Raw genomic sequence first — 24,974 nt, 5'->3', positions numbered from 1 at the left:
CCCTTCTGGCTGATCAGGTTCAGCCGCGGATCGTCAGACCGACCTTCTGGAACTCCTTGAGGTCGGAGTAACCGGTCTTGGCCATGGCCCTCTTCAACGCGCCGAACAGGTTCGTCACGCCGCGCGGGTCCGCGGACGGGCCGAACAGCAGCTTGCGGAGGTCGAGCTCCTGGTCGACGGCCTCGGCGACCAGGCTGCGCGGGACCGACGGGTGCGCGGACGCGGCCGTCCAGTACAGGCCCTGGCCCGGTGCCTCGGTCGCTGCGGCGAGGGGCTCGCCCAGCATCACGGCGTCGGCACCGCAGGCGATGGACTTCGCCACGTCGCCCGAGGTCGTGATGCCGCCGTCGGCGATGACGTGCACGTAGCGGCCGCCGGTCTCGTCGAGGTAGTCGCGGCGCGCGGCCGCGGCGTCGGCGATCGCGGTGGCCATCGGCACGCCGATGCCCAGCACCGAGTCGGTGGTGGTGACGCCCGGCGTGTAGCCGTAGCCGACGATCACGCCGGCCGCGCCGGTGCGCATCAGGTGCATGGCCGTGCGGTAGTCGCCGACACCGCCGGCGATCACGGGGATGTCGAGGTCCGCGATGAACGACTTCAGGTTCAGCGGCTCGCCGCCGCGCGACACGTGCTCGGCCGAGATGATCGTGCCCTGCACGACCAGGATCTCCACGCCCGCGGCCAGCAGGTCCGGGGTGAGCTCCGCGGCGCGCTGCGGGCTGACGCGGACCGCGACGGTGACGCCCGACTCGCGGATCTGCTTGATCGCCTCGGCGATCAGGTCCATCCGCAACGGGGCGGCGTGCAGCTCCTGCAGCACCTTCACGGCCGCGGCCGGGTCGTCGCTGTCCTCAGTGGCCTGGACCAGGCGGAACAGTGCCTCGTCCACGTCACCGTGCCGGGCCCACAGGCCCTCGGCGTTGAGCACGCCGAGACCGCCCAGCTCGCCGACCGCGACCGCCGTACCCGGCGACACGATCGCGTCGGTGGGGTGGGTGATCAGCGGGATGTCGAAGCGGTAGGCATCGATCTGCCACGTCGTCGAGACGTCCTTGGACGACCTCGTGCGACGCGACGGGATGATCTCGATGTCGTCCAGCTCGTAGGCCCGCCTCGCGGTCCGGCCCATGCCGATCTCGACCAGATCGCGCACCTGTGGTTCCTCTCCCAAACTCTGTGAACGGCCTTCAAACAGCCCGGAGCACCCTAACGGGTGGTGTAGTTCGGGGCCTCGACGGTCATCGTGATGTCGTGCGGGTGCGACTCCTTGAGCCCTGCCGCCGTGATCCGCACGAGCTGCTGGTTCTGCAGCTCGGCGATCGTGTGCGAGCCCGTGTAGCCCATCGCCGCGCGCAGACCGCCGTTGAGCTGGTGCACGACCTGCGACAGCGGGCCGCGGAACGGCGTGCGGCCCTCGATGCCCTCGGGGACGAGCTTGTCCTCGTTGAGCACGTCGTCCTGGAAGTAGCGGTCCTTGGAGAACGACTTGTTCTCGCCGCGCGACTGCATGGCCGCGAGCGAGCCCATGCCCCGGTAGGTCTTGAACTGCTTGCCGTTGACCAGGATCAGGTCGCCGGGCGCCTCCTGGGTGCCCGCGAGCAGCGAACCGAGCATCACGGCGGACGCGCCGGCCGCGATGGCCTTGGCGATGTCGCCGGAGTACTGGATGCCGCCGTCACCGATCACCGGCACACCGACGGGGGTGCAGGCCAGCGAGGCCTCGTAGATCGCGGAGATCTGCGGCACACCGACACCGGCGACGACGCGCGTGGTGCAGATCGAGCCGGGGCCGACACCGACCTTCACGCCGTCCGCGCCCGCGTCGACCAGTGCCTGGGCACCCGCGCGCGTCGCGACGTTGCCGCCGACGACGTCCGCCGAGTCGCCGAGCTCCTTCTTGATGCGGGCGACCATCTCCAGCACACCGCGCGAGTGGCCGTGCGCGGTGTCGACCATCAGCACGTCCACACCGGCGTCTGCGAGCGTCATGGCGCGCACGAACGAGTCCTCGCCCACGCCCACAGCGGCGGCGCAGAGCAGGCGGCCGTCCGGGTCCTTGGTGGCCATCGGGTACTGCTCGGTCTTGACGAAGTCCTTGACCGTGATCAGGCCCTGCAGCTTGCCGTCACCGTCGACGATCGGCAGCTTCTCGACCTTGTGGCGGCGCAGCAGGCCCAGCGCGGCGTCGGCCGACACGCCGACCTGCGCGGTGACCAGCGGGCCCTTGGTCATGACCTCGCTGACCTTCTTCGTGTGGTCGAGCTCGAACCGCATGTCGCGGTTCGTGATGATGCCCACCAGCTTGTTGTTCGCGTCGGTCACCGGCACGCCGGAGATGCGGTAGCGCGCACACAGCGCGTCGACCTCGGCCAGCGTGGCCTCCGGCGAGCACGTGACCGGGTCGGTGACCATGCCGGCCTCGGACCGCTTGACAGTCTCCGCCTGCCTGGCCTGGTCCTCGATCGACAGGTTGCGGTGCAGCACGCCGATGCCGCCCTGACGCGCCATCGAGATCGCCATCCGCGCCTCGGTGACCGTGTCCATCGCTGCGCTGGCCAGCGGAATCTTGAGGGTGATGTTGCGCGAGATCCTGGTGCTCGTGTCGACGCCACTGGGAACGACGTCGGACTCGGCCGGCAGCAGGAGCACGTCGTCGAAGGTCAGTCCCAGCATGGCGAACTTCTGCGGGACCTCGGCTGACAGCGCAGTGTTGAGCTCGCTGGTCATAGCGGGTGACATGCCTTCCGTCGTGCGGTGTGCCCCTCTGCCCACTGGTCAGGTTTCCGCAGGCGGAGGCGGTGCTGCCCATGGTATCTGGACGGCTGTGGGGGTACGGCGGGTACCGTGCGGGGTCGTGCCGCACGACGCGTTGCCACCAGACCCCTTCGAGGGCGACCCCGAGGACCCCGCGCTCACCCTCGGCGAGCCGGACCACGACCATCCCCCGATGGACGAAGACGAACGAGCAGAGCTGGTCAGCGACCTGAGCGACCTCGCCGTCTACCAGGCCCTGCTAGAACATCGCGGCGTCCGCGGGATCGTCGTCGACTGCGGCGAGTGCCAGGAACCCCACTACCACGACTGGGCACTGTTGCGAGCCTCACTCGAACAGCTCCTGGCCGACGGCCGCATGCGCCCGCACGAGCCCGCCTTCGACCCGGATCCCGGCTCGTACGTGAGCTGGGAGTACTGCCGGGGATACGCGGACGGCGTGACGGCCACGGAGTCTGCGCGCTGACGTCGCGACCCCGGAGTGATCCGCCGCACCCGGCAGGAAGCGGTGCGGCGAGTGGTGGGCGCCCGGCAATCACATTCCACCTGACGTGTGACCGCCTGAAGATGTGAACGGCCCCTGACCTCGAAAGATCAGGGGCCGTTCACACTGCGTCTCAGTTGGCCGAAGCTCAGTTGCCGTTCTGCCCTTGCTGTCCCTGCGACTCGCCCTGGGTCGCCCCGCTGGAACCGGGCGTCTCCCCGGTACCGGGGTCCGCAGGCGGCGGTGGCGGCGGGTTCTCGCCGTTCGACGTCGGCGGCGGAGGAACGTCCGACGTGGACGACACGGGCGGCTGAGTGGTCGTGGTCGGCACGCTCGACGGCGTCGAGGACGGCGTCGACGGCTTCGTGGGCTCGGTCGGCTGCGTCACCGGCGAGGTGGTCGAAGGCGGCGAGGTGGCCGAGGTGTTCGTGTTGAGCTCCTTCTGGAGCTCGGCGTGCTTTTCCTCGAGCTGGGCCTTGCCGTCCGCCGTGGAGACCGAACCCAGGCTGGCCTCGACCTTGTTCAGCTTCTCGCGGGCCTCGGTGACCTTGCCCTCGCGCAGGGCGAGGCGGGCCGAGTCGAGATCGCTGCGCACGATGGCCGCGGCTTCGATCGACTTCGCGTGCTCCGAGTACAGGACTCGGGTGAGACCCCAGAGCGTGTCGCCCGGCTGGGCGTCGCGGGCCACGAGGCTCACGCCGGTGAAGGCGATGGCCAGGACGGCGGCGGCGCTCGCCAGGGGGATCAGGAAGCGATGCCTGCTCACCGGCTGCGGGCGGGCAGCCTGGATCGTGGCGATGGCGGTCTCGGTGTCGACCAGTTCGCCGAAGGGCGCGGTCTCCACCTCGTTGCGCCATGCGAGCAGCAACGCGTTCAGCTCGTCGTCGACCAGTGAACCGGTCGCACCCGGAGTCGCAGACCCCAGCGCGTCCAGCAACCTGTCATCGGCCTGCACAGCCGAAAGATCATCTGCCACGACGGGTTCGCGCGGGGTTCTATCGTCCTGTCCTCGCACTTGCTCGTCGTCCTTCCCGTGCTCGTCGGCCACTCAGACCACCTCCTCCGCTGCCAGCGACTTGCGGAGCCGAGCCAGCGCACGGTGTTGCGCCACCCGGACCGCACCCGGCGTCGAACCGACCGCCTCGGCAGTTTCCTCGGCGGAAAGCCCGACCACCACCCTCAACAGCAGGATCTCCCGCTGCTTCTCCGGCAGGACGCGCAGTAGTACAGCCATCCGATCGGAGAGCTCTCCCTGCATCGCCCGCTGCTCCGGACCAGCTTCGGTCTCCGGCGCGTCGGGAACTTCGGGAACGGGCTCGGAGCGGTTCCTGGCGGCAGACCGATGTGCATCGGCAACCTTGTGCGCCGCGATCCCGTATACGAACGCGAGGAAGGGCCGACCCTGATCGCGGTAGCTGGGCAATGCCGTGAGCACCGCGAGACACACCTCCTGGGCCACATCGTCCGCCGATGCGAAGCTTCGCTCCTGCCTGCCAACTCTGGCGCGGCAGTACCGCACCACAAGAGGACGAATGGAGGCCAGCAGGCGTTCGATCGCCTGGCGGTCGCCGTCGACGGCCGCGCCCACTTCGGCGTCCAGTCCGTCCCCCAAGTTGGTCATCGCAGACAACAGCCCTGGTGTTACTTGTTGGCGTACCGACATAGAACAGCACGAGTCACTCACGGCGACTCGTTGCAGCAGATCTCACCGTACCGGTCTTCGCGCCTTCTGTTCATCAGTGGGGTATGGACACCCCGCGTGACCAGGAGACACGCCGAATGACTCCAGCCCGGCGACATTGTCACCGGGCTGGGCTAATTGCGCGACCCGAAGGCTCACCCGTTGCAGCGGGTGAGCCGTCTCACGCCACCGGCCCCGCTTCCCCACATGCGGCATATGAGGACGCGGGGCCGGTGCGGCGAGGCGAACTACTGGACGAGACCGCGCCGGAAGCCGTGTGCGACCGCCTGGGCCCGGTCACGAACACCGAGCTTGCGGAACAGACGACGAGCGTGCGTCTTGACCGTGTCCTCCGACAGGTAGAGCTCGCGGCCGATCTGACCGTTGCTCTTCCCCTGGCTCATCCCACGCAGCACCTGGAGCTCGCGCTCCGTGAGCTGCACGCCGGGGTCGGAGGGCTGGCGCGGTGCCGGCACCGAGGTGCTGGCGAGCGTGTGCGCGAGGGCTGCCACAAGCTCGGGGCGCGACGCGTCCCACCTCAGGTAGCCACGAGCACCGCCGGCGATCGCGGCAGCGATGCTGCCCGCGTCGTCGGGTGCACCGAAGACGATGACGTTTGCCTGCGGGTTGGCGGAGACGAGCCGACGGGTAGCTTCAACCCCGGTCGGGACAGCGCGCTGGGTTCCCACCAGCACGACGTCGACCGGCTGCCTTGAAAAGCGAGCCAACAACTCGTCACCGTGCGCTACGCAGTCGATGCGGCTAACCCCGGGGACAGCCGACATCACGCGGGTGAGACCCTCCCGCACACTGCGCCGGTCGTCGCAAATAAGGACCGTGGTCACGGGGACTCCTTTCCTGCAGCCGAGTGACGTTCCATCTCCCCTATCGGACGCTCGGAGCCCAACCTTGACACGATCCGGTGCTTAATCCGTCAAGAAGTTCGTCTGAGGGTCTGCGTTCGGGGGTTCCCCGGAACGGAGCAGCCCACTCGGCACCCACGGGGAATCAAGGGCGACCTGACGGCTGACGGGATCAGCTCTCCGTAACACGCAGCTCAGAGCCTCCGTCGCCCGGTCGATGGCGACTGCGCCCACCGTGGTGGCATGACCCACCAGAACAAGAGCGCTCGGCCAGATCAACGGATGAAGTCCCTTGGTGACGCTGTGATTTAGCTCACACTCGACTAGTTCAACCCCTCTTGTCGACCCGTCGGGTGTCCCCCACACGACCAACGCGGTCCCCAGAACGAGGGCCGACTTGAGCTCGTGACGCAGCGCCTTTCTGCTCGTCGCTACGCCGTACGCCTCCTCGGCGGGGGCCACCGCGGCGTGTGCCTGACCGGACGCGAGCTCAACCTCTGCGGTTACCCATCCCCGCCGGACCTCACTCCTCCACGAGTCCGTCTCAACTCGCGCGAGCAGCCAGCGGGCCTCGTTCAGGCGCCCAGCCCCCAGAGAGTCGGCGGCGAGACCCAGCAGAGCGTCCGTTCGGGCGCCGTCCGCGTCGATCCCGTCCGGATCGCCACCACCCGTGGTCCGAACGCGCGCGAGAGCCGCGCCGTCGAGGGGACGGGCGAGCTGATGAGCCCCGAGCTGGCGGAGATGAGAGGCACGCGTCGAGAGAGATAGCGAAGCAACGACCGGGTCGGGGTCATGACGCAGCGCATCCAGCACGGTGGCCGCCGCCGCGTAGTGACCCTGGCCGCCGAGGACGACCGCCGCGAGCCAGCGCACCCGCGAGCTGGAGGCCGACACCGCGGACCAGACGTCGAGATCCGGTGAGTCACCGAACGCGGCTCGGCGCAGCTCCTCTTCCACCGGAGAAGTCTTTCAGGTGACAGCCGCCTCAACCGCACTGACGGCGGCGGCCAGGTCCTCCACGCGCTCGGCCGGCGCCGTCACCACTCCGCGGCGCCACCCCGGCCCGCCCACGAACAACCGGACCTGCTGCCGGGTGCGCGGCAGCGCGCTCAGCACCCCGGGATCGGCATAGCGGGGCAGCTGCGCCCACAACACCACCGCCGAAGGAGCGGTACGGCGGACAGCGGCCGCCAACGCGTCCATGGGCAGAGCGGCCCCGAGCTGCCGGACGACCACTCCACGCTGCGCCAGCTCGGCGGCCAGCGGATAGAGCGGAAGGTTGTGCCGCTCCTCCGGCATGCACGCCAGCAGCACGGGCCGATGGTTGCGCCCGAGAGTGACGAGCGGCGTCGCGCGCACGAACGAGGCGAGCACGCACTCGTTCAGCAGGTGCTCCACCTCGACACCGGCACCGGACAGCTGCCACCGCGCGGCTACGGCCGTCAGCACCGGCCGCACGACCTCGTTCCAGGTCGCGATCACCCCGTCGGACGCCAGCGAGTCGGCGAGCATTCCCTGCACCGCGATGGAGTCCATCGCGACGGCCGCCCGGCCGAGTCCGCGCGCCAATCGAGACGCTCCGGCCAATTTCAGGCCGCGACCGCCACCCGATGGTGCGACAGGAACCTCTCCGTGCGTCATCGACGATTTCGAGTCGAGCGCGAAACGGGCCGCCTCGGCCGAGGACGCGCCACGAAGAAGAGCGCGTTGCATCAATTCGAGCCGGGCCACATCGCGTGGTCCGTATTTGCGGTGTCGCCCAGTCGTGTGATCACTGGGTCCGAGCCCGTAGCGGCGGTCCCAGGTGCGAAGGGTGGCGGGAGCCACGCCGAGTCGCCTGGCCACCGCGGCCACTGAGAGAACGGGCTCACTCGTGTGACTACCGGCAGATCCGTGCTCCGGCTGTGTCATCACGAGAGCCATGTTCCGTTCACCTCATCCGGGCGGCAACTCCGGGCGGTGAGTGATCGAACACGCGTGCCGTCACCCATCAGTTGATAAGGGTCTTCAGCCTCTTGAACAAGTTTTGACGCGGTTCTACGGTGGATCATCGTTAAGCCGAATGGAGCAGTCGTCACGGAGGCGGTCTCGATGGCGGACACCCGAAGGCTCCCCGGTCCCAACGCAGATCTCTGGGACTGGCAGATGCGCGGTTCGTGCCGGGGCATGGACAGCGCGTTCTTCTTCCACCCCGACGGCGAACGGGGTCCGGCGAGATCCCGCCGGGAAGCTCGAGCCAAGGCAGTCTGCCTCGCCTGCCCGGTGCTGGAGATGTGCCGCAGGCATGCATTGGCCGTGCAGGAACCGTACGGAATTTGGGGTGGGTTGTCGGAATCGGAGCGCGACAACATCATCAAGGCACGTAAGCGCCAGCTGGCAATCGTTTAAAACGAAACGGGCGGCACCTCGGAGGTGCCGCCCGTTTCCTTTTGAGTTCAAAAACTCAGTGGCCGTGCCCATGCCCGTGGCCGTGGCCACCGGCGGAAGCGGGCTCGTCCGCCTTCTTCTCGACGATGGCGCTCTCGGTCGTGAGCACCATGCGCGCGATGGAGGCGGCGTTCGCCACGGCGGAGCGGGTGACCTTGACCGGGTCGATGATGCCCTGCTCCAGCAGGTCGCCGAACTCGAGCTTGGCGGCGTTGATGCCGAAGCCCCAGTCGCCCTCGCGGACCTTGTTCACCACGACGGCGCCCTCGAGGCCGGCGTTCGCGGCGATCCAGAACAGCGGCGCGGACAGGGCCTTCGCGACGAGCGCGACACCCGTGGCCTCGTCACCGGTCAGGTCCAGGCCGCCGTCCAGCACCTTGGCTGCGTGGACGAGCGCGGAACCACCGCCGGGCACGATGCCCTCCTCGACCGCGGCCTTGGTAGCGGCGACCGCGTCCTCGATGCGGTGCTTGCGCTCCTTGAGCTCGGTCTCGGTGGCGGCGCCGACCTTGATCACGGCGATGCCGCCGGAGAGCTTCGCGAGGCGCTCCTGGAGCTTCTCGCGGTCCCAGTCGGAGTCCGAGGCCTCGATCTCGCGGCGCAGCTGCTCCGCGCGGCCGGCGATGTCGGCCTTGGTGCCGCCGCCGTCCACGATCGTGGTGTCGTCCTTGGTCACGACGACGCGGCGGGCGGAACCCAGCTGGTCGAGCGTGGTCTCGGACAGCTTCAGGCCGATCTCCGAGGAGATCACCTCGCCGCCGGTGACGACCGCGAGGTCGTCCAGGAACGCCTTGCGGCGGTCACCGAAGAACGGCGCCTTCACGGCGACGACCTTCAGCGTCTTGCGCACCGCGTTGACCACCAGCGTGGACAGGGCTTCGCCCTCGACGTCCTCGGCGACGATCAGCAGCGGCTTGCCGGCCTCGGCGACCTTCTCGAGGATCGGGAGGACGTCGGCCAGGGCCGAGATCTTCTCGCGGTGCAGCAGGATGCGGACGTCTTCGTAGACGGCCTCCTGCGCCTCGAGGTCGGTCGAGAAGTGCGTCGACACGTAACCCTTGTCGAACTGCACACCCTCGGTGATGACCAGCTCGGTGGCGAGCGTCGAGGACTCCTCGACGGTGATCACGCCGTCCTCGCCGACCCGCTCGATGGCCTCGCCGAGCAGGGCGCCGATCGACTCGTCCCGCGAGGAGACGGTGCCGACCTGCGCGATGTTCTCGCGGCCCTTGACCGGGGTGGCCTTGCCCTTGAGCGCGTCCACGACGGCGTCGGAGGCGGCCTGGATGCCACGGCCGAGCGCGGTCGGGTTTGCACCCGCGGCGATGTTGCGCAGGCCTTCCTTGACCAGGGCCTGCGCCAGCACGGTGGCGGTGGTGGTGCCGTCACCCGCGACGTCGTTGGTCTTGGTGGCGACCGACTTGGCGAGCTGCGCGCCGAGGTTCTCGAACGGGTCGTCCAGCTCGATCTCGCGAGCGATGGTGACACCGTCGTTCGTGACCGTCGGGCCGCCGAACTTCTTGTCGAGGACGACGTGGCGCCCGCGCGGGCCAAGGGTGACCTTGACCGTGTCCGCGAGCTTGTTCACGCCGCGCTCGAGCGCCCGACGAGCGTCCTCGTCGAAGCTGATCTGCTTGGGCATTTACCTCAAAGCCTCTCTGGGTAGCGAAACGCCCCGGTAGCCCCGGTTGGGGCGCCGGGGCGTCAGGCATGCAGCCTCTGTGCCAACCGATCGAACTAGTTGACGACGGCCAGCACGTCGCGAGCGGAGAGGATCAAGTACTCCTCGCCGTTGTACTTGACCTCGGTGCCGCCGTACTTCGAGTAGATGACGACGTCGCCGACGGCAACGTCGACCGGAATGCGGTTGCCCTTGTCGTCGATGCGACCGGGGCCCACCGCGAGGACCTTGCCCTCCTGGGGCTTCTCCTTCGCGGTGTCCGGGATCACGAGGCCGGAGGCAGTGGTCGTCTCGGCCTCGGAGGCCTGGACAACGATCTTGTCCTCAAGCGGCTTGATGTTCACGCTCACCGGGATGACCTCCACGGGTCGTTGGCAGGTTCGTAGTTAACGGCTCCTGCCACCCCGCCGTCGCGGGGGTCGGGGCGGTGCTGGTGCCGTGCAGTTGGCACTCTACCCACGAGAGTGCCAACCCTTCAACGAGACCCCCGAACCGACTACCCGGCGGGAGCCGTATTCAAGGCATGCCCACCTTGACCCGCCGCTCGCTGCTGCTCGCCGGCGTGGCGGGAGTCACAGCGTTCTCGCTGTCCGCGTCCGCCCGTCCCGCCGACCCTTTCACACTCGGTGTGGCCTCCGGCGACCCGACACCCGACGGGGTGGTGCTGTGGACCCGGCTGGCCCGTGAGCCGCTCGCCGAGGACGGTCTGGGCGGCATGCCGTCACGCCCGTCCGAGGTCCTGTGGCAGGTCGCGCACGACGAGCGCTTCACGAAGATCGTCCAGCAGGGCTCCACCGCCGCTCGACCCGAGGAGGGCCACAGCGTCCACGTGGAGCTCGCCGGGCTGGAGCCTGGGCGCGAGTACTTTTACCGCTTCTCCGCGCTCGGGTACACGTCGCGGACGGGCCGCACCCGCACCGCACCGGCGCCGGGCACGCTGGAGGTGCCGCTCACGATCGCCTTCGCGTCGTGCGCGCAGTTCGAGCACGGCTACTTCACGGCCTATCGCAGGATGGCCGAGGACCAACCGGACCTGATCCTCCACCTCGGCGACTACACCTACGAGTACGAGGCCGGCATCCACAAGTCACCGAGCGGCATCGCCCGCCACGTCGAGGGCCCGACGACCGTGACGCTCGCCGGCTACCGCCGCCGCCAGGCCCAGTACAAGACGGATCCGGATCTGCAGGAAGCGCACGCCGCCGCGCCCTGGGCCGTCGTCTGGGACGACCACGACATCGCGAACAACTGGGCCGGTCTGCAGCCGGACACCCCGCAGGCGGACTTCGCCCGGCGCAGGGCGGCGGCGTTCCAGGCGTACTACGAGAACATGCCCATCCGCAGGTCACCAAGGCTGTACCGGCGGCTGCGGTGGGGGTCGCTGGCCACGTTCCACATGCTCGACACCCGGCAGTACCGGACGGACCAGGCCTGCGGGGACGGGCTGCAGCTGTGCCCCGAACGGTTGGCCCCCGAACGCACGATGCTCGGCGACGAACAGGAAGCGTGGCTGTTCAACGGGTTGCGCGAGTCGACGGCGCGCTGGGACGTGCTCGGGCAGCAGGTGTTCTTCTCGCAGTACGACTACATCCCCGGCGACGTGGACAAGTTCCTGCTGGACGCGTGGGACGGCTACGCCGCTGACCGGGACCGGGTGGTGGCGCGGTTCGCCGACGTGCGCAACCCGGTCGTGCTCACCGGTGACGTGCACGCGGCGTGGGGCGCGGAGGTCAAGCAGCGCTGGGACGACCCGTCGTCCAAGACGCTCGCGACCGAGCTGGTGACCACGTCGATCTCCGCGGGTGGCGACGGCTCGGAGGAGTACGAGGACACGCCGTTGTGGATGAAGGAGAACCCGCACATCAAGTACTTCAACAACCGGCGCGGGTACGCGCTGACCAGGTTCACGCCCGGTGAGCTGCGGACGGAGTTCCGCGGGCTCGACTTCGTGACGCGGCCGGACTCGCCCGTCCGCACCAAGGCTTCGTTCGCCGTGGAGGACCGCGTCCCAGGGCTTCACAGGCTCTAGGCGAAGCGTTCACCTGATATCCACCCTGGTGGGTGAGGGTCTCACCATGACTCGAGTGACGCGACGCGCACTCCTCATCGGGGGACTTGCGCTCACCACCGTCGGCGCGGGGTCGGACAGACTGTCCGACCCGTTCACTCTCGGCGTCGCATCCGGCGACCCGACCTATGACGGCGTGGTCCTGTGGACCCGTCTGGCACCCACCCCTCTCGCGGAGGACGGCATGGGCGGCATGCCGTCCCGCGTCGTCGAGGTGAAGTGGGAGATCGCACTGGACGAGCGGTTCCGGCTCGTCGTCCGCCGCGGCACCGCCCACGCCCGGCCCGAGTCCGGCCACAGCGTGCACGTGGACGTGCGCGGGCTTCTGCCTGGTCGCGAGTACTTCTACCGCTTCTCCGCCGAAGGTCATCTGTCGCGCGTCGGCCGGACCCGGACGGCGTTGGCGCCGTGGGCTCTGGGCAACGGGCTCACGATGGCGTTCGCCTCCTGCTCGCAGTTCGAGCACGGCTACTTCACCGCGTACCGGCGCATGGCCGAGGACCAGCCCGACCTGGTGCTGCACCTCGGCGACTACCAGTACGAGTACAAGAAGGGCGTCTACACGATCCCCGGCGGCAACCCGCGTGACCACGAGGGGCCGGAGACCGAGACGCTCGCGAACTACAGGCAGCGGCACGCGCAGTACAAGACCGATCTCGACCTCCAGGAAGCTCACGCCGTGGCGCCCTGGCTCGTGGTCTTCGACGATCACGAGGTCGACAACAACTGGGCCGACGAGATCCCCGAGAAGCCCGAGATCCCGCAGCCGAACTTCCTGGCGCGGCGGGCGGCGGCGTTCCAGGCCTACTACGAGAACATGCCGATCCGGAACAAGCCGTCCGGGATCGACCTGCAGCTCTACCGGAAGATCCAGTGGGGCGGGCTCGCGAACTTCCACATGCTCGACACCCGGCAGTACCGCGACGACCAGGCGTGCGGAGACGGGCTGAAGACGTGCCCGGAGCGGTTGAACCCGACGCGCACGATCACCGGTGCCGCTCAGGAGAAGTGGCTGCTGGACGGTCTGCGGCGGTCGCACGCCCGTTGGGACGTGTTGGGGCAGCAGGTGTTCTTCTCGCAGCTCGACTTCACGCCCGGTGCCGGTGAGTCCAACAACATGGACGCGTGGGACGGCTACGCGGCGAACCGCGACCGGGTGGCAGCTGGGTTCTGCCACACGCGCAACACCGTTGTCCTCACTGGTGACGTGCACGCGGCGTGGGCTGCTGAGGTGAAGGAGAAGTGGAACGACCCCACTTCGAAGACGGTCGCGACCGAGCTGGTGTCGACGTCGATCACGTCCGGTGGTGACGGCTCGGAGGTGCGGCCGGAGACGCCCGCTCTGCTGGCCGAGAACCCGCACGTGAAGTACTTCAACAACCGGCGCGGGTACGTGCGGACGAAGATCACCGCGCGGGAGGTGCGGGCGGACTTCCGCGGCCTCGACTACGTGCGCACGCCCGGAGCTCCGGTCTCCACGAAGGCGTCCTTCGTCATTGAGGACCGGAACCCCGGGCTGAACAAGGCTTAGAGGATCTGCACGGTCCCGACCGGAAGGCCCGGGGTCGTGCTGATGTCCATCGGGGACGGCTTGGCGCCCGCCGCGACGAGGTGGGCGCCGAGCGCCGCGATCATCGCGCCGTTGTCGGTGCACAACCGTGGACGCGGCACGCGCAGCTCGATGCCCGCCTCGGCACAGCGCTCGGCGGCCAGACCGCTCAGGCGCGAGTTCGCCGCGACACCGCCGGAGATCACCAGGGTGTCGACCTTGAGGTCCTTCGCGGCACGGATCGCCTTGGCGGTCAGCACGTCCGCGACGGCCTCCTGGAACGACGCGGCGACGTCGGCCAGCGGGATCTCCTCGCCGGCCCGCTCGGCGCGTTCGACCCAGCGGGCGACCGAGGTCTTCAGGCCGGAGAACGAGAAGTCGTACTTCGAGTCGCGCGGACCGGTGAGGCCGCGCGGGAACGCGATCGCGCAGCCGTTGCCCGTCTTGGCGAGCTTGTCGATGGGCGGGCCGCCGGGGTACGGCAGGTCGAGCAGCCGGGCGACCTTGTCGTAGGCCTCACCGGCGGCGTCGTCCACGGTGGACCCGATCTCGGTGATCGAGTTCGCCAGGCCGCCCTCGATGAGCAGCAGCTGCGAGTGGCCACCGGAGACCAGCAGCGCGAGGCAGCGGTTCGGCAGCGCGCCGTGCTGCAGCGTGTCGGCGGCGACGTGGCCCGCGAGGTGGTTCACGCCGTAGAGCGGCTTGCCGAGCGCCGCCGCGTACGCCTTGGCGGCGGCCACGCCGACCAGAAGCGCTCCGGCGAGACCGGGGCCTGCGGTGACGGCGATGGAGTGGATCTGGGAGAGCTCGACACCGGACGCGTCCAGGGCGCGGCGCATGGTCGGGACCATGGCCTCGAGGTGGGCGCGCGAGGCGACCTCGGGCACGACACCGCCGAAGCGCGCGTGCTCCTCGACGCTCGAGGCGACCTCGTCCGCGAGCAGTTCGAGCGAGCCGTCCTGGCCGAGGCGGACGATGCCGACGCCCGTCTCGTCGCACGAGCTCTCGATGCCGAGAATGAGCCTGTCAGACACTTTGCGCCGGCCTTCCCATCGTGTACGCGTCGGCACCCGACGGCTGGTAGTAGCGGCGGCGCACGCCGAGGTGCTCGAAGCCGTGCGCCAGGTACATGGCGATCGCGGGCTCGTTGTCCGTGCGGACCTCGAGGTAGACCGGGACGCCGATCTCGTCCACGCGGGCGAGGAGGTCTTTGAGGAGCTTCTTGCCGATGCCCTTGCCCTGCCAGTGCTTCACCACCGCGATGGTGTGCACGCTGGCCTCGTGCGGGCTGGCGGCGAGCCCGGCGTAGCCGATGAGCTCGTCGTCGGCGTAGGCGCCGATGTAGTAGTGGCCGTTGTCGAGCTCGCTGTGGAACGCGTTCTCGCTCCACGGGTCCTCACCGGGGAACAGCGCCAGCTCGATCTCGTGGCACCTGGGCACGTCGGCGTGCTGCAGAGGCCCGAACGTGACGGTGCCGGTGGTCATGCCCTCGTCACCCGCTTGCGCCCCGTCGGCTCGACCGCGTCGGGCCGACGCAGGTAGAGCGGGGTGAGCGCGGGCGGGCGGGCCTTGGCGAGCACCTCGGCGGCCGCGGCGGCGACCAGGCCTTCCGGGCTCGGGTGGCGCACGCTCAGGGTGTCGAGGCCCAGGACGTCCTGGTAGATCTCGGCGCCCTCGCCCGTGGCGTGGTGCACGCCCAGCTTCGGCAGCTTTTCGGCGAGTTCCTGCGGGCGCTCGACGTGCGGTCCGTCCGTGCGGCGCCCGGCGGCGTCGTAGGCGGCCCAGTAGACCTCCTTGCGACGCGCGTCGGTCGCGACGAGCAGCGGGTGACCGCTGGCGGCGTCCTTGGCGATCGCGTCCGTGGTGGCGACCGGGTAGACCGGGCGGTTGAGCGCCTGGCCGAGCGCGGCCGCGGTGGCGAGGCCGACCCGCAGACCGGTGAAGGGGCCCGGACCTGCGCCGACGACGATGGCGTCGAGGTCGGCGAAGGTTTTGCCGGCCTCTTCGAGCGAGTCGCTGATGTGCGGGGTGAGCAGCTCGCCGTGCGCCTTGGCGTTGAGCGTCACCCGCTTCGCGAGCAGGCGCGGCGGGGAGTCGGGCGCGAGTTCGACCACTCCGGCGGTGACTGCGGGGGTGGCCGTGTCGACGGCGAGCACTAGCACGATTGTCCAGAGTAGTACGTGTGTCAGACCACACTTCCGATGCATCCTCTAGGCACTCCGACCACCCTGGATCCATGTTCGCTGAACCGAGTGATCGCGAGGCCCTGCGATTCGGTGAGAAGTCCCTGACCTACGCCGAGCTGCACCAGGCCGCGGGCACTCTGGCCGAACAGCTGCAAGGCCACACCCGCGTCGCTGTGTGGGCGACTTCGACGCTCGAAACCTGCGTGGCGGTCGTCGCCGGATTCCTGGCGGGCGTCGCGATCGTGCCGCTCAACCCCAAGCTCGGCGAGCGCGAACTCGAGCACATCCTCGGCGACAGCAAGCCCGACCTGGTGCTGCGCGACGAACCGATCGTGTTCGGAGAGCCGCGAGAGTTCGACGAACCCGGCCCGGAGACCCCGGCACTGGTCATCTACACCTCCGGCACGACAGGTCCGCCCAAAGGTGTGGTCCTGCCGAGGCGCGCGCTCACCTCGAACATCGACTCGCTCGCCAAGGCGTGGCAGTGGACCGGCGACGACGTCCTGGTGCACGGGCTGCCGCTGTTCCACGTGCACGGCCTGGGCATCGGCGTCCTCGGCGCGCTGCGGCTCGGCGGCTCGGTGCGGCACGTGAAGTTCTCGCCCGAGGCCATCGGTCACGAGCTGGCGACCGGCGCCACGATGATGTTCGGCGTCCCGACGATGTACCACCGGATCGCCGAGGCCGTGGAGAACGACGAGAAGCTCGCCGGCCAGTTCCGCACCGCCCGGCTGCTGGTCTCCGGCAGTGCGGCACTGCCCGCCAGTGACCACGAGCGCATCGCCAAGGCCACCGGACAGGGCATCGTCGAGCGGTACGGGATGAGCGAGACGCTGATGAACGTCAGCGTGCGGTTCGACGGCGACCGCAGGCCCGGCGCGGTCGGGCTGCCAGTGGACGGCGTCGACGTGCGCGTGGTGGACGAGCAGGGCGACGACGTCGGCGAAGGCGCGATCGGCGAGATCGAGGTGCGCGGGCCGAACCTGTTCCTGGAGTACCTGAACCGGCCGGACGCGACCCGAGCAGCGTTCCGGGATGGCTGGTTCAAGACCGGCGACATGGCGGTGCGCGACCCCGACGGGTACATCCGCATCGTCGGGCGGCGGGCCACCGACCTCATCAAGAGCGGTGGCTACAAGATCGGCGCGGGCGAGATCGAGAACGCCCTGCTCGAGCATCCGTCGGTGGCCGAGGTGGCGGTGACGGGCGAGCCGGACGACGACCTGGGCGAGCGGATCGTGGCCTGGGTGGTGCCGGCCGGCGTTGCGCCGGAACCATCAGCACTCAGCGACCACGTGGCGAAGCTGTTGTCGCCGCACAAGAGGCCGCGCGTCGTGCGTTACCTGGAAGCCCTGCCGCGCAACGAGATGGGCAAGGTGCTCAAGCGCGAGCTGTCCTAAGGGGACAGTCACCGGGATGGCCGACGGGCTCGTCCGGCCATCCCGGTGACGTCCGTCGATCAGCCAGCCGAGTTGCCGTTGCAGGCGACGTAGGACGGCGCGTGGTCGACCGTGAAGATCTCCAGCGGGCCGTTCCACTGCCACGGCAGCAGGCAGGCGTTGTTGGCGATGCTGATGTCCGAGCCACCAGCGGCCGAGTTGTCGTTGCACGCGGCGTAGCCGGGGGCGTGGCCCTCGTGCAGCAGCGAGAACGGGCCGTTCCACTGCCACGGAGCGGCACAGAGGTTGTCGGCGATGCTGATGCCGTGACCGCCGGAGCGGCCGTGACCCTCGTCGCCGGCGGAGGCGGGGGACGCGGCGACCAGCATGGCGCCACCGATGACAGCAGTCGCGATAAGCGTCTTCTTGATCATGCGAGTGTCATCGGCCCGTCACGCTCTGTCCTTAATGGACGTCACCCGATAGATTAAGGATCATCACGCGGGAAGGGTACGTGCGGCCCACTCGCCGTGCGGGATCAACGAAGCCGTGCGAACGTCGTCGATTCCGCGCTCGAGGCGAATGAGCAGATGATCTTCGTTCAGGCGTTCCGCGACGCCCTCGCCCCATTCGACGGCGACGACGGCATCGACCAGATCCGTGTCCAGATCAAGATCGTCTAGCTCGTCCAGGTGACCCCCGAGCCGGTATGCGTCGACGTGCACCAGCCGCACGCCCCGGCCGCCCTCCGCGGGCTCGTGGACGCGGGCCACGACGAACGTCGGCGACGACACCCTGCCCTGCACGCCGAGGCCGCGCGCGAGCCCGCGCACCAGTGCCGTCTTCCCGGCACCCAACGGCCCGGCGAGCAGCAGGAGATCGCCTGCCCGCACGACTTCACCCAGCTTGCGGCCGAACTCCTCGGTGTCCTCCACCAGGGGCAGTTCGACGGTCTTCACGCTCGGCGCCACCACTTCTTCCGACTCTCTCCGCGATCGGCCGCGCAGCGTTCGACGAGCGCGACCAGGTGGTCGTTGACGAGATCAGCCTGCTCCATCATCACCATGTGCCCGGCACCGGGGGCCCGGACGAGGGTGGCGTGCGGCATCTCCTCGGCCATCCGCTCGGCGTGCGAGAACGGCGTGAGCTTGTCCGCGTCACCGCTCAGGATCAGCACGTCGCAGTGCCTGAGGCCCGCCAGCGCCTTGTAGCGGTCGTGCGTGCCGAGGGTCTCCAGGAACTCGGTGAGCACCTTCACCGTCGTCCCGTTGATCATCTTCTCCATCAGGTCCACAAGGGACGGAGCCACCTTGCGGTCACCGAACGCCAGCGCGCGAATGCCGCTCCACGTCAGGGTTTTCGTGCCCTTGCGCACCCACTCGACGAGCGCGGGCTGCACACCGGCGAGCCGGCCGATGCCGAGCGTCACCGGGTTGTACCGCGACAGCACGGACTTGGGCAGCCCCGCGCCGCCCACCGCTCCGGCGGCCGTGCCGATCAACGCGACACCGCGCACCCGTTCGGCGAAGAGCTCCGGCTCCTTCTCGGCCAGAGCCATGATCGTCATGCCGCCCATCGAGTGGCCGACGAGCACGAGCGGCCCGTTCGGCACGACCGAGCGGATCACCGAGTCGAGGTCGAGCGCGAGCTGGTCGATGGTGCTGTTCTCCACCGAGGACCGCCCGGACCGGCCGTGCGAGCGCTGGTCGTAGAGCACCTGGTGCACGCGCGGGTCGATCAACTCCGCGAGGTCGCGGCGCTGGAAGTGCCAGCAGCGGCGGTCGAGCGCGAACCCGTGCACCAGCACGACGGTGATGTCGGCCTCGCCACCGTCGGCGGGGTCGACCTCCTCCACGGAGATCGGCACACCGTCGTCCGCGGCCACGGTCGACTCGCGATCGGGCCGCAGTTGGCCTAACGGTTCCTCGGCAAGGCTGTCGGTGGCCGTCTTGCGCTCGTGCGACACCTTCGCGGTCTGCGCCACGGCAGCACCGGCGACGGCGGCACCGAGCGCACCGCTGACCCACCCGACGACCTTCCACACCGGCTTCACGTGTAGATCCTCCGCACCCGCGGCCGGTACATCCCGCAGACGATCTCGTAGTCGATCGTCCCGGTCAGTTCCGCCCACTCCGTCGCCGTCGGCTCCCCCCGGCGCCCATCGCCGAACAGGACGACTTCCGCACCCTCGCGGACCTCGTCGTTCCCGCAGTCCACGACGATCTGGTCCATGCAGACACGACCGACCACCGGGCGGCGTTTCCCCTCGAGGAGCACTTCCATCCGGCCGGAGAGTGCCCTCGGAACACCGTCCGCATACCCGGCGGGCACCAGTGCCAGCGTCGTGTCCTTCTGCGCGGTCCATGTCATCCCGTAGGAGACCGACTCACCTGCGGGGATACGTTTCGTGAGCGCCACGTGTGACCGATAGCTCATCACCGGGCGCAGGTCGTGGCCGGTCGGCACCGGGTTCAGCCCGTACATGGCGATGCCGGGCCTGACGATGTCGAAGTGCAGGTCCGGGCGCGTGAGGAGGGCGGCGGAGTTCGCGATGTGCCGCTTCGGCGTGAGGCCCGCTGCTTTCGCCACGTCGTACGCGTCGTCGAAACGCTTGGCCTGCAGGTCGATCGACGGGTGCCCAATCTCGTCAGCGCACGCGAGATGCGACCAGATGGCGACGACCTCGTGCTTGCTCGCGGCCTCGACCAGTTCCGGCCAGTCCTGCGGCTGGCAGCCGTTGCGGCTCAGTCCGGTGTCGATCTTCAGGTGGATGCGCGGACGGGCGTCGGCCTCGTCGGCGGCGTCCTCGACCCTGCGCAGGTCCGACAGCGACGACACGGACAGGTCGACGTCGGCGGCGATACCGGCGGCCAGGTCCTCGTCCGGTGCGTCGAGCCAGGCCAGGATCGGCGCTCGGATGCCCGCTGAGCGCAGCACGAGGGCTTCCTGCGTGGAGCAGGAACCGAGCCAGGTCGCACCGGCTTCCAGGGCCGCTCGCGCCACCTCGACCGCGCCGTGGCCGTAGCCGTCCGCCTTGACGACGGCCATCGTCTCCGAGGACGGGGCAAGGCTCGCTAGCAGTGCGACGTTGTGCCGCAACGCACCGAGGTCGACTACCACTTCTGAACGGGCCATAACCTGTTCATCGTGCCATGAGTCCGCAGCTCACCAGGTGTGAGCGAGCGCTCAGGTCCGTCGAATCGATCGAATGGCCGCGGGGATCGCTTTCATGAGACCCGACGACGGCACCGGCGCGCCCTCCGCCGCCAACTCGGCCGCCATGACGTGCGCGTAGGCGGCATAACCCGCGGCCAGGAACGGGTCCACACCGGCGGCCAGCAGCGCGCCGATGATGCCGGACAGCACGTCACCGGATCCGGCCGTCGCGGGCCAGGACGACGTCGCCGAGTTCACCAGCGCGCGTCCGTCCGGCGCCGCCACCACGGTCCGATGGCCCTTCAGCAACACCACGGCGTTGAAGCGCTGAGCGGCCTTGCGAGCCGCTGCGACACGGTCCGCGCCCACCGGTCCGGCCAGCCGCTCGAACTCCCTGTCGTGCGGCGTGAGGACCAGCGCGGCGTCCGGATCGCGGGCGTCCCACAGTTCCGGGTTCGACGCCAGCAACGTGATCGCGTCCGCGTCGGCGATCACCGGCACCCCGGCGTCCAGCACGAACCGCAGGACCTCGGCCGACGAGCTGCCCGTGCCCATGCCCGGCCCGACGACCCAGGCCTGCACGCGCCCGGCGTCCGTGATCGAGCCGGTACAGATGGTCTCGGGCCAGCGCGCACGGATCGCGTCGGCGGCGGGACCGGCGTACCGGACCATGCCCGAGGTCGCCAGCACCGCCGCGCCCGTGGAAAGCACTGCGGCGCCTGGATAAGTCGCGCTGCCGGCCGCGACACCCGTGACGCCCTGCGTGTACTTGTCGTCGGACGGGCCCGGCACCGGCCAGGCGATGTCCTCTCGCTCGAGCAGCACGAAGTCGGGATCCGTTGGCCGCAGTCCGATGTCGACCAGGTGCACGTCACCGCAGTCGGCCAGCGCGTGCACGGGCTTGAGGCAACCGAAGGTGATCGTGGTGTGGGCGCGGACGTGCGGCCCGGCGATCTCCCCGGTGTCCGGGTCGATCCCAGAAGGAAGATCCACAGCCAGGATCGGCGCCTGCACCGAAGCAACGAGATCAGCCGCGGCAGGCCTCAGCGGGCCACGCGCGGACAGCCCGACGATGCCGTCGATCACCAGATCCGGCGACCCGACCTCGTCGACGATCCGGCCACCCGCGCGCCGAAACGCCGCGAGGCCTTCGACGTGCGCCTTCTCAGGCGAGAGCAGGACAGCGGACACCGCGACACCGCGACGGCGCAGGAAGTAACCGGCCCAGAGAGCGTCGCCTCCGTTGTTGCCCGCACCCACGAGCAACGTGACGCGGCGACGTCCCTGCAAGAGCCTGAGGGCGTGGGTGGCCACACCGAACGCGGCTTTGCGCATCAACGAGCCCGGCGGGACCACCGCCATGAGCTCTTCTTCAGCGGACTTGACGCGTTCGGTGTGCCAGACGCCTCTCACTCACTCGACGGTAACGGACTTCGCCAGGTTGCGAGGCTTGTCGACGTCGTAGCCGCGGGCGGACGCGATCTCGGCCGCGAGGATCTGCAACGGCACCGTCGAGATGAGCGGCTGCAGCAGCGTCGGGACGGCAGGGATCTCGATCAGGTGGTCGGCGAACGGGCGCACGGTCTCGTCGCCCTCCTCGGCGATCACGATCGTGCGGGCGCCGCGGGCCTGGATCTCGCTGATGTTCGACACCAGCTTCGAGTGCAGGACGGCGCGGCCCTTCGGCGACGGCATGACCACCACGACCGGCAGGTCCTGCTCGATCAGCGCGATCGGGCCGTGCTTGAGCTCGCCCGCAGCGAAGCCCTCGGCGTGCATGTAGGCGAGCTCCTTGAGCTTGAGCGCGCCTTCCAGTGCCACCGGGTAGCCGACGTGACGGCCGAGGAACAGCACCGCCTTCGAGTCGGCGAGCTCGCGGCCGAGCGCACGAACCTGCTCGCTCGTGGCGAGCACGCGCTGCACCGCCTCGGGCATGGCCTCCAGCTCGTGGAACTCGCGGGCGACCTCGTCCGGGTACTTGGTGCCGCGGGCCTGCGCCAGGGCCAGACCCACGAGGTAGTTCGCGGCGATCTGGGCGAGGAACGCCTTCGTCGACGCGACACCGATCTCCGGACCGGCGTGCGTGTAGAGGACGGCGTCGGACTCACGCGGGATCTGCGCGCCGTTGGTGTTGCAGACAGCCAGAACGCGGGCCTTCTGCGCACGGGCGTGACGCACGGCCTCCAGCGTGTCCGCGGTCTCGCCGGACTGCGACACGGCGACGACGAGCGTGTCGCGGTCGAGCACCGGGTCGCGGTAGCGGAACTCCGAGGCGAGCTCGACCTCGACGGGCAGGCGGGTCCAGTGCTCGATCGCGTACTTCGCGACGAGACCGGAGTGGTAGGCGGAACCACAGGCGATGACGAAGACCTTGTCGACGTCACGCAGGTCCTGGTCGGACAGGCGCTGCTCGTCGAGGATGATCCGGCCGTTCGAGAAGTGGCCGCGCAGCGTGTTCGCCAGCGCCTCCGGCTGCTCCTCGATCTCCTTGAGCATGAAGTACTCGTGGCCGCCCTTCTCGGCGGCGCTGAGGTCCCAGTTGACCGTGAACGGCTTGGCCTCGGCGGGCTCGCCGTCGAAGTCGGTGACCTCGTAGCCCTCGCGCGTGATCACGACCATCTGGTCCTGACCCAGCTCGACGGCTTCCTTGGTGTGCGCGATGAACGCGGAGACGTCGCTCGCCACGAAGTGCTCGCCCTCGCCGACGCCCACGACCAGGGGCGAGTTGCGGCGGGCGGCGACGACCTGGTCCGGCTCGTCCGCGTGCGTGAAGACGAGAGTGAACGCGCCTTCGAGGCGACGCACGACCTTGCGCACGCTCGCCGGCAGGTCGCCCTTGGTCTCGCCCTCGTTGTAGGCGAACGACACGAGGTGCGCGACCGTCTCGGTGTCGGTGTCGGACGCCATCTCGACGCCGAGCCCCTCGAGCTCGGCGCGCAACGCGGCGAAGTTCTCGATGATGCCGTTGTGCACCACGGCGACGCGGTTCGTCGCGTCGCGGTGCGGGTGGCTGTTGCGGTCGATCGGCGCGCCGTGTGTCGCCCACCGCGTGTGCCCCATGCCGACGGTGCCCGCGAAGTTGTCGCGGCCCACCTCGTCGAGCCTCGTCTCCAGGTTCTGCAGCCGTCCGGCCTTGCGCTCGACGGCCAGGTCGCCCTCGCTGACGACCGCCACGCCCGCCGAGTCGTAACCCCGGTACTCGAGGCGCCTCAGCCCGTCCAGGACGACGTCCAGCGCCGACCGGTGACCCACGTATCCCACGATTCCGCACACGAGAAACAGGGTAGCTAGACCACGGCCGTAAGCCTACAGAGTGAGGCTGTCCGGTTTCCGCAGGTCAGCGACCCATGTGGTGTAGACCAATCTTGAGTGTGGTGCGCGCGACAGGATCGACTACGGTTCACCCATGGCTCGCCGCGTGATCACGCTGACCGCGAAACAGGCCCTGGAGCAGCTCAGCAGGCCCGGCCCGCACCCGGTGCTGCGCGGCGACCTCGCGCTCGTCGGTCTCCCCGGAGTGATCTTCACGCCGGCCGCCGGCCGGGGTCTGCCCGGTGTCGCGTTCGGACACGGGTGGATGCAGCCCGTTCGCCGCTACCACGGGCTTTTGCGGCACCTGGCGTCCTGGGGCGTGGTCGCCGCCGCGCCGGCCGTGGAGCGCGGGCCGCTGCTGTCGTCGCGGGTGCTGGCCGCGAACCTGCTGACCACTTTGGACATCTGCACCGGCGTGCGGCTGGGAACCGGCGACATCAGCGTGGACCCGGCTCGGGTGGCACTGGCCGGGCACTCGATGGGTGGCGGTGCCGCGGTGCTCGCGGCGGCGGAAGCCTCCCGTGTCCGGGCCGTTGTGACTTTGGCCGCAACGGAGACGCGGCCGTCCGCACTGGACGCCGCCCGCGACGTCCGGGTGCCGGGCCTGCACCTCGCCGCCGGCGAGGATCGGATCGCGCCGCCCGTCGGGCACTCCGAGGCGATCGCCCAGGCGTGGGGCGGGCCCGTGCAGTTCCGGTTGCTGCCCAAGGCGTCGCACCTCGGGTTCACCGAGGGACGGCACTGGAGCGAGCTCATGCTGGACGGCAGTGCCGAGCGCGGGTCGCACAAGCTCGGCCGCGCGTTCGTGACGGCGTTCCTGCTGCGAGTGCTGACCGGTGAGCGCACGTACGACGAGCTGCTCGACAGCGACGCGAAGAACGCGAACCTCGTCTTCCAGCGGGAAGCACTGCGCAGCCGCACTGCCTGATCAAACAGCTCACCCCTGCTGGGCGGGTGCCCTGCAGGGGTGAGTCGTCAGCTCAGCCAGGTCTGGCCGCTCAGGTCGTCATCGTCGTCGTCCACCCGAGCCGGACGCCGCGGACGCATCGGCACGGGCGCCACGGGTGGCGGCGGAGGCGGCTGAACCGGCGCGGGCGCGGAGACGGGCGGCGGCGAGTAGCCCGCCTCGTCGTCCTCCGGGCCGAACGCCATCTCGCCGGCCGAGCGGTCGCGCTGCTGCCACTGAGGAGGCTTGCGGTGCTGGTCGCCGTGCCTGGCGACGTCCTTCGCCGACGCGAGGGACGCGGCGACGTCCTTCTGATGCTTCTCCTCGCGCGCCTTGGCCTCGGCGGCCAGGCGGTCCTGGCCGGCCTTGAGCTTGGCGGTGACCGCGGCGTTCGCACTCCGGGTCGTGGCGAGGTTCTCGTCGAACAACGCCTGGATCTTCGGGTCCACCTGTCCCACGGTCGACATGGG

General features: G+C 69.5%; 25 protein-coding genes and 1 pseudogene. 6 read left to right on the top strand and 20 right to left on the bottom strand.

What is annotated here, in order from left to right; all coding sequences use genetic code 11:
* Positions 1 to 19: 19 nt before the first annotated feature.
* Positions 20 to 1,153 carry a GuaB3 family IMP dehydrogenase-related protein gene (locus ABZ345_RS38660; protein WP_359859889.1) on the bottom strand — a complete coding sequence of 378 codons (1,134 nt, stop codon included), beginning with the start codon at positions 1,151 to 1,153 and terminating at the stop codon, positions 20 to 22.
* 53 nt (positions 1,154 to 1,206) lie between these two features.
* On the bottom strand, positions 1,207 to 2,727 hold the full coding sequence (gene guaB / locus ABZ345_RS38655; protein WP_359859887.1) for an IMP dehydrogenase: 1,521 nt from the start codon (positions 2,725 to 2,727) through the stop codon (positions 1,207 to 1,209).
* 127 nt (positions 2,728 to 2,854) lie between these two features.
* Between guaB and ABZ345_RS38650 the strand changes: the two genes are divergently transcribed.
* Complete coding sequence (locus ABZ345_RS38650) at positions 2,855 to 3,238, top strand: DUF5319 domain-containing protein (RefSeq protein ID WP_319967423.1); 384 nt, start codon at positions 2,855 to 2,857, stop codon at positions 3,236 to 3,238.
* A 166-nt stretch (positions 3,239 to 3,404) separates the two neighbouring features.
* Here ABZ345_RS38650 and ABZ345_RS38645 read toward each other — a convergent pair whose 3' ends face one another.
* The 6 genes and pseudogenes from ABZ345_RS38645 to ABZ345_RS38620 all read right to left on the bottom strand — a co-directional run.
* Positions 3,405 to 4,211 carry an anti-sigma-D factor RsdA gene (locus ABZ345_RS38645; protein WP_359859885.1) on the bottom strand — a complete coding sequence of 269 codons (807 nt, stop codon included), beginning with the start codon at positions 4,209 to 4,211 and terminating at the stop codon, positions 3,405 to 3,407.
* Positions 4,212 to 4,304: 93 nt separating this feature from the next.
* Positions 4,305 to 4,877: a sigma-70 family RNA polymerase sigma factor gene (locus tag ABZ345_RS38640; protein WP_030471987.1), complete on the bottom strand. Its 573-nt coding sequence runs from the start codon at positions 4,875 to 4,877 to the stop codon at positions 4,305 to 4,307.
* Positions 4,878 to 5,185: 308 nt separating this feature from the next.
* The gene (locus ABZ345_RS38635) at positions 5,186 to 5,782 is read right to left on the bottom strand and encodes a response regulator transcription factor (protein ID WP_030471988.1); all 597 of its coding nucleotides are present in this window, start codon (positions 5,780 to 5,782) and stop codon (positions 5,186 to 5,188) included.
* An 81-nt stretch (positions 5,783 to 5,863) separates the two neighbouring features.
* On the bottom strand, positions 5,864 to 6,757 hold the full coding sequence (locus tag ABZ345_RS38630; protein WP_359859883.1) for a hypothetical protein: 894 nt from the start codon (positions 6,755 to 6,757) through the stop codon (positions 5,864 to 5,866).
* 12 nt (positions 6,758 to 6,769) lie between these two features.
* The gene (locus ABZ345_RS38625; RefSeq protein ID WP_359859946.1) at positions 6,770 to 7,369 is read right to left on the bottom strand and encodes a hypothetical protein; all 600 of its coding nucleotides are present in this window, start codon (positions 7,367 to 7,369) and stop codon (positions 6,770 to 6,772) included.
* A gap of 108 nt (positions 7,370 to 7,477) precedes the next feature.
* Positions 7,478 to 7,711 (bottom strand): annotated as a pseudogene (locus ABZ345_RS38620) (MerR family transcriptional regulator); the annotation flags it as partial.
* 180 nt (positions 7,712 to 7,891) lie between these two features.
* On the opposite strand from ABZ345_RS38620, the gene ABZ345_RS38615 reads away from it, so the two are divergent.
* On the top strand, positions 7,892 to 8,188 hold the full coding sequence (locus ABZ345_RS38615; protein WP_359859881.1) for a WhiB family transcriptional regulator: 297 nt from the start codon (positions 7,892 to 7,894) through the stop codon (positions 8,186 to 8,188).
* A 55-nt stretch (positions 8,189 to 8,243) separates the two neighbouring features.
* Here the strand turns inward: ABZ345_RS38615 and groL are convergent, their stop codons facing one another.
* On the bottom strand, positions 8,244 to 9,869 hold the full coding sequence (groL, locus tag ABZ345_RS38610) for a chaperonin GroEL (RefSeq protein WP_359859879.1): 1,626 nt from the start codon (positions 9,867 to 9,869) through the stop codon (positions 8,244 to 8,246).
* A 95-nt stretch (positions 9,870 to 9,964) separates the two neighbouring features.
* Positions 9,965 to 10,258, bottom strand: coding sequence for a co-chaperone GroES (groES, locus tag ABZ345_RS38605; protein WP_030471993.1), 294 nt, complete (start codon positions 10,256 to 10,258; stop codon positions 9,965 to 9,967).
* Positions 10,259 to 10,431: 173 nt separating this feature from the next.
* Here groES and ABZ345_RS38600 point away from each other — a divergent pair, with 173 nt between their 5' ends.
* Complete coding sequence (locus ABZ345_RS38600) at positions 10,432 to 11,937, top strand: alkaline phosphatase D family protein (protein WP_359859877.1); 1,506 nt, start codon at positions 10,432 to 10,434, stop codon at positions 11,935 to 11,937.
* A 46-nt stretch (positions 11,938 to 11,983) separates the two neighbouring features.
* Positions 11,984 to 13,507, top strand: a complete 1,524-nt coding sequence (locus ABZ345_RS38595) for an alkaline phosphatase D family protein (RefSeq protein ID WP_359859875.1) — start codon at positions 11,984 to 11,986, stop codon at positions 13,505 to 13,507.
* On the opposite strand, the gene tsaD is transcribed toward ABZ345_RS38595, so the two are convergent.
* The 3 genes from tsaD to tsaB are packed head-to-tail and all read right to left on the bottom strand — an operon-like array spanning position 13,504 to position 15,687.
* The gene (tsaD, locus tag ABZ345_RS38590; protein ID WP_359859873.1) at positions 13,504 to 14,559 is read right to left on the bottom strand and encodes a tRNA (adenosine(37)-N6)-threonylcarbamoyltransferase complex transferase subunit TsaD; all 1,056 of its coding nucleotides are present in this window, start codon (positions 14,557 to 14,559) and stop codon (positions 13,504 to 13,506) included. The genes ABZ345_RS38595 and tsaD overlap by 4 nt on opposite strands.
* On the bottom strand, positions 14,552 to 15,010 hold the full coding sequence (gene rimI / locus ABZ345_RS38585; protein ID WP_359859871.1) for a ribosomal protein S18-alanine N-acetyltransferase: 459 nt from the start codon (positions 15,008 to 15,010) through the stop codon (positions 14,552 to 14,554). The genes tsaD and rimI overlap by 8 nt, the downstream gene beginning before the upstream one ends.
* Positions 15,007 to 15,687 carry a tRNA (adenosine(37)-N6)-threonylcarbamoyltransferase complex dimerization subunit type 1 TsaB gene (gene tsaB, locus ABZ345_RS38580; RefSeq protein ID WP_359859869.1) on the bottom strand — a complete coding sequence of 227 codons (681 nt, stop codon included), beginning with the start codon at positions 15,685 to 15,687 and terminating at the stop codon, positions 15,007 to 15,009. Before tsaB ends, rimI begins: the two co-directional genes overlap by 4 nt.
* Positions 15,688 to 15,761: 74 nt before the next feature.
* On the opposite strand from tsaB, the gene ABZ345_RS38575 reads away from it, so the two are divergent.
* Positions 15,762 to 17,111 (top strand): acyl-CoA synthetase, encoded by a 1,350-nt coding sequence (locus ABZ345_RS38575; RefSeq protein WP_359859867.1) that lies wholly within the window; start codon positions 15,762 to 15,764, stop codon positions 17,109 to 17,111.
* Positions 17,112 to 17,170: 59 nt separating this feature from the next.
* Here the strand turns inward: ABZ345_RS38575 and ABZ345_RS38570 are convergent, their stop codons facing one another.
* The 6 genes from ABZ345_RS38570 to glmS form a co-directional block, all read right to left on the bottom strand.
* Positions 17,171 to 17,524: a hypothetical protein gene (locus ABZ345_RS38570; RefSeq protein WP_359859865.1), complete on the bottom strand. Its 354-nt coding sequence runs from the start codon at positions 17,522 to 17,524 to the stop codon at positions 17,171 to 17,173.
* Positions 17,525 to 17,587: 63 nt separating this feature from the next.
* A complete protein-coding gene (gene tsaE, locus ABZ345_RS38565; protein ID WP_359859863.1) occupies positions 17,588 to 18,049 on the bottom strand; it encodes a tRNA (adenosine(37)-N6)-threonylcarbamoyltransferase complex ATPase subunit type 1 TsaE in 462 nt (153 codons plus the stop codon).
* Positions 18,046 to 19,143 (bottom strand): alpha/beta hydrolase, encoded by a 1,098-nt coding sequence (locus ABZ345_RS38560; RefSeq protein WP_359859861.1) that lies wholly within the window; start codon positions 19,141 to 19,143, stop codon positions 18,046 to 18,048. The genes tsaE and ABZ345_RS38560 overlap by 4 nt, the downstream gene beginning before the upstream one ends.
* On the bottom strand, positions 19,140 to 20,225 hold the full coding sequence (gene alr, locus ABZ345_RS38555; protein ID WP_359859859.1) for an alanine racemase: 1,086 nt from the start codon (positions 20,223 to 20,225) through the stop codon (positions 19,140 to 19,142). The genes ABZ345_RS38560 and alr overlap by 4 nt, the downstream gene beginning before the upstream one ends.
* Positions 20,226 to 20,276: 51 nt before the next feature.
* Positions 20,277 to 21,659, bottom strand: a complete 1,383-nt coding sequence (locus tag ABZ345_RS38550; protein ID WP_359859857.1) for an NAD(P)H-hydrate dehydratase — start codon at positions 21,657 to 21,659, stop codon at positions 20,277 to 20,279.
* Entirely contained in the window at positions 21,660 to 23,519 is a 1,860-nt protein-coding gene (gene glmS, locus ABZ345_RS38545; RefSeq protein ID WP_359859855.1) for a glutamine--fructose-6-phosphate transaminase (isomerizing), read from the bottom strand.
* Positions 23,520 to 23,652: 133 nt separating this feature from the next.
* On the opposite strand from glmS, the gene ABZ345_RS38540 reads away from it, so the two are divergent.
* Complete coding sequence (locus ABZ345_RS38540; RefSeq protein ID WP_359859853.1) at positions 23,653 to 24,486, top strand: dienelactone hydrolase family protein; 834 nt, start codon at positions 23,653 to 23,655, stop codon at positions 24,484 to 24,486.
* Between the two features lie 47 nt (positions 24,487 to 24,533).
* On the opposite strand, the gene ABZ345_RS38535 is transcribed toward ABZ345_RS38540, so the two are convergent.
* A complete protein-coding gene (locus tag ABZ345_RS38535; protein WP_359859851.1) occupies positions 24,534 to 24,971 on the bottom strand; it encodes a hypothetical protein in 438 nt (145 codons plus the stop codon).
* Positions 24,972 to 24,974 lie beyond the last annotated feature (3 nt).

The organism is Lentzea sp. NPDC005914 (assembly GCF_040629405.1).
Classification (GTDB): domain Bacteria; phylum Actinomycetota; class Actinomycetes; order Mycobacteriales; family Pseudonocardiaceae; genus Lentzea.
Note: the sequence above shows the minus strand (reverse complement) of the source record. Positions and strands in the feature narration are given on the sequence as shown.

Bases quoted from the DNA above. Each gene is read 5' to 3' on its own strand.
- ABZ345_RS38600 (WP_359859877.1), top strand. From the start codon at position 10,432: ATGCCCACCTTGACCCGCCGCTCGCTGCTGCTCGCCGGCGTGGCGGGA.
- alr (WP_359859859.1), bottom strand. From the start codon at position 20,225: ATGGCCCGTTCAGAAGTGGTAGTCGACCTCGGTGCGTTGCGGCACAAC.
- ABZ345_RS38570 (WP_359859865.1), bottom strand. From the start codon at position 17,524: ATGATCAAGAAGACGCTTATCGCGACTGCTGTCATCGGTGGCGCCATG.
- ABZ345_RS38640 (WP_030471987.1), bottom strand. From the start codon at position 4,877: ATGACCAACTTGGGGGACGGACTGGACGCCGAAGTGGGCGCGGCCGTC.
- ABZ345_RS38540 (WP_359859853.1), top strand. From the start codon at position 23,653: ATGGCTCGCCGCGTGATCACGCTGACCGCGAAACAGGCCCTGGAGCAG.
- guaB (WP_359859887.1), bottom strand. From the start codon at position 2,727: ATGACCAGCGAGCTCAACACTGCGCTGTCAGCCGAGGTCCCGCAGAAG.
- rimI (WP_359859871.1), bottom strand. From the start codon at position 15,010: ATGACCACCGGCACCGTCACGTTCGGGCCTCTGCAGCACGCCGACGTG.
- ABZ345_RS38535 (WP_359859851.1), bottom strand. From the start codon at position 24,971: ATGTCGACCGTGGGACAGGTGGACCCGAAGATCCAGGCGTTGTTCGAC.
- ABZ345_RS38575 (WP_359859867.1), top strand. From the start codon at position 15,762: ATGTTCGCTGAACCGAGTGATCGCGAGGCCCTGCGATTCGGTGAGAAG.
- ABZ345_RS38615 (WP_359859881.1), top strand. From the start codon at position 7,892: ATGGCGGACACCCGAAGGCTCCCCGGTCCCAACGCAGATCTCTGGGAC.
- groL (WP_359859879.1), bottom strand. From the start codon at position 9,869: ATGCCCAAGCAGATCAGCTTCGACGAGGACGCTCGTCGGGCGCTCGAG.
- ABZ345_RS38595 (WP_359859875.1), top strand. From the start codon at position 11,984: ATGACTCGAGTGACGCGACGCGCACTCCTCATCGGGGGACTTGCGCTC.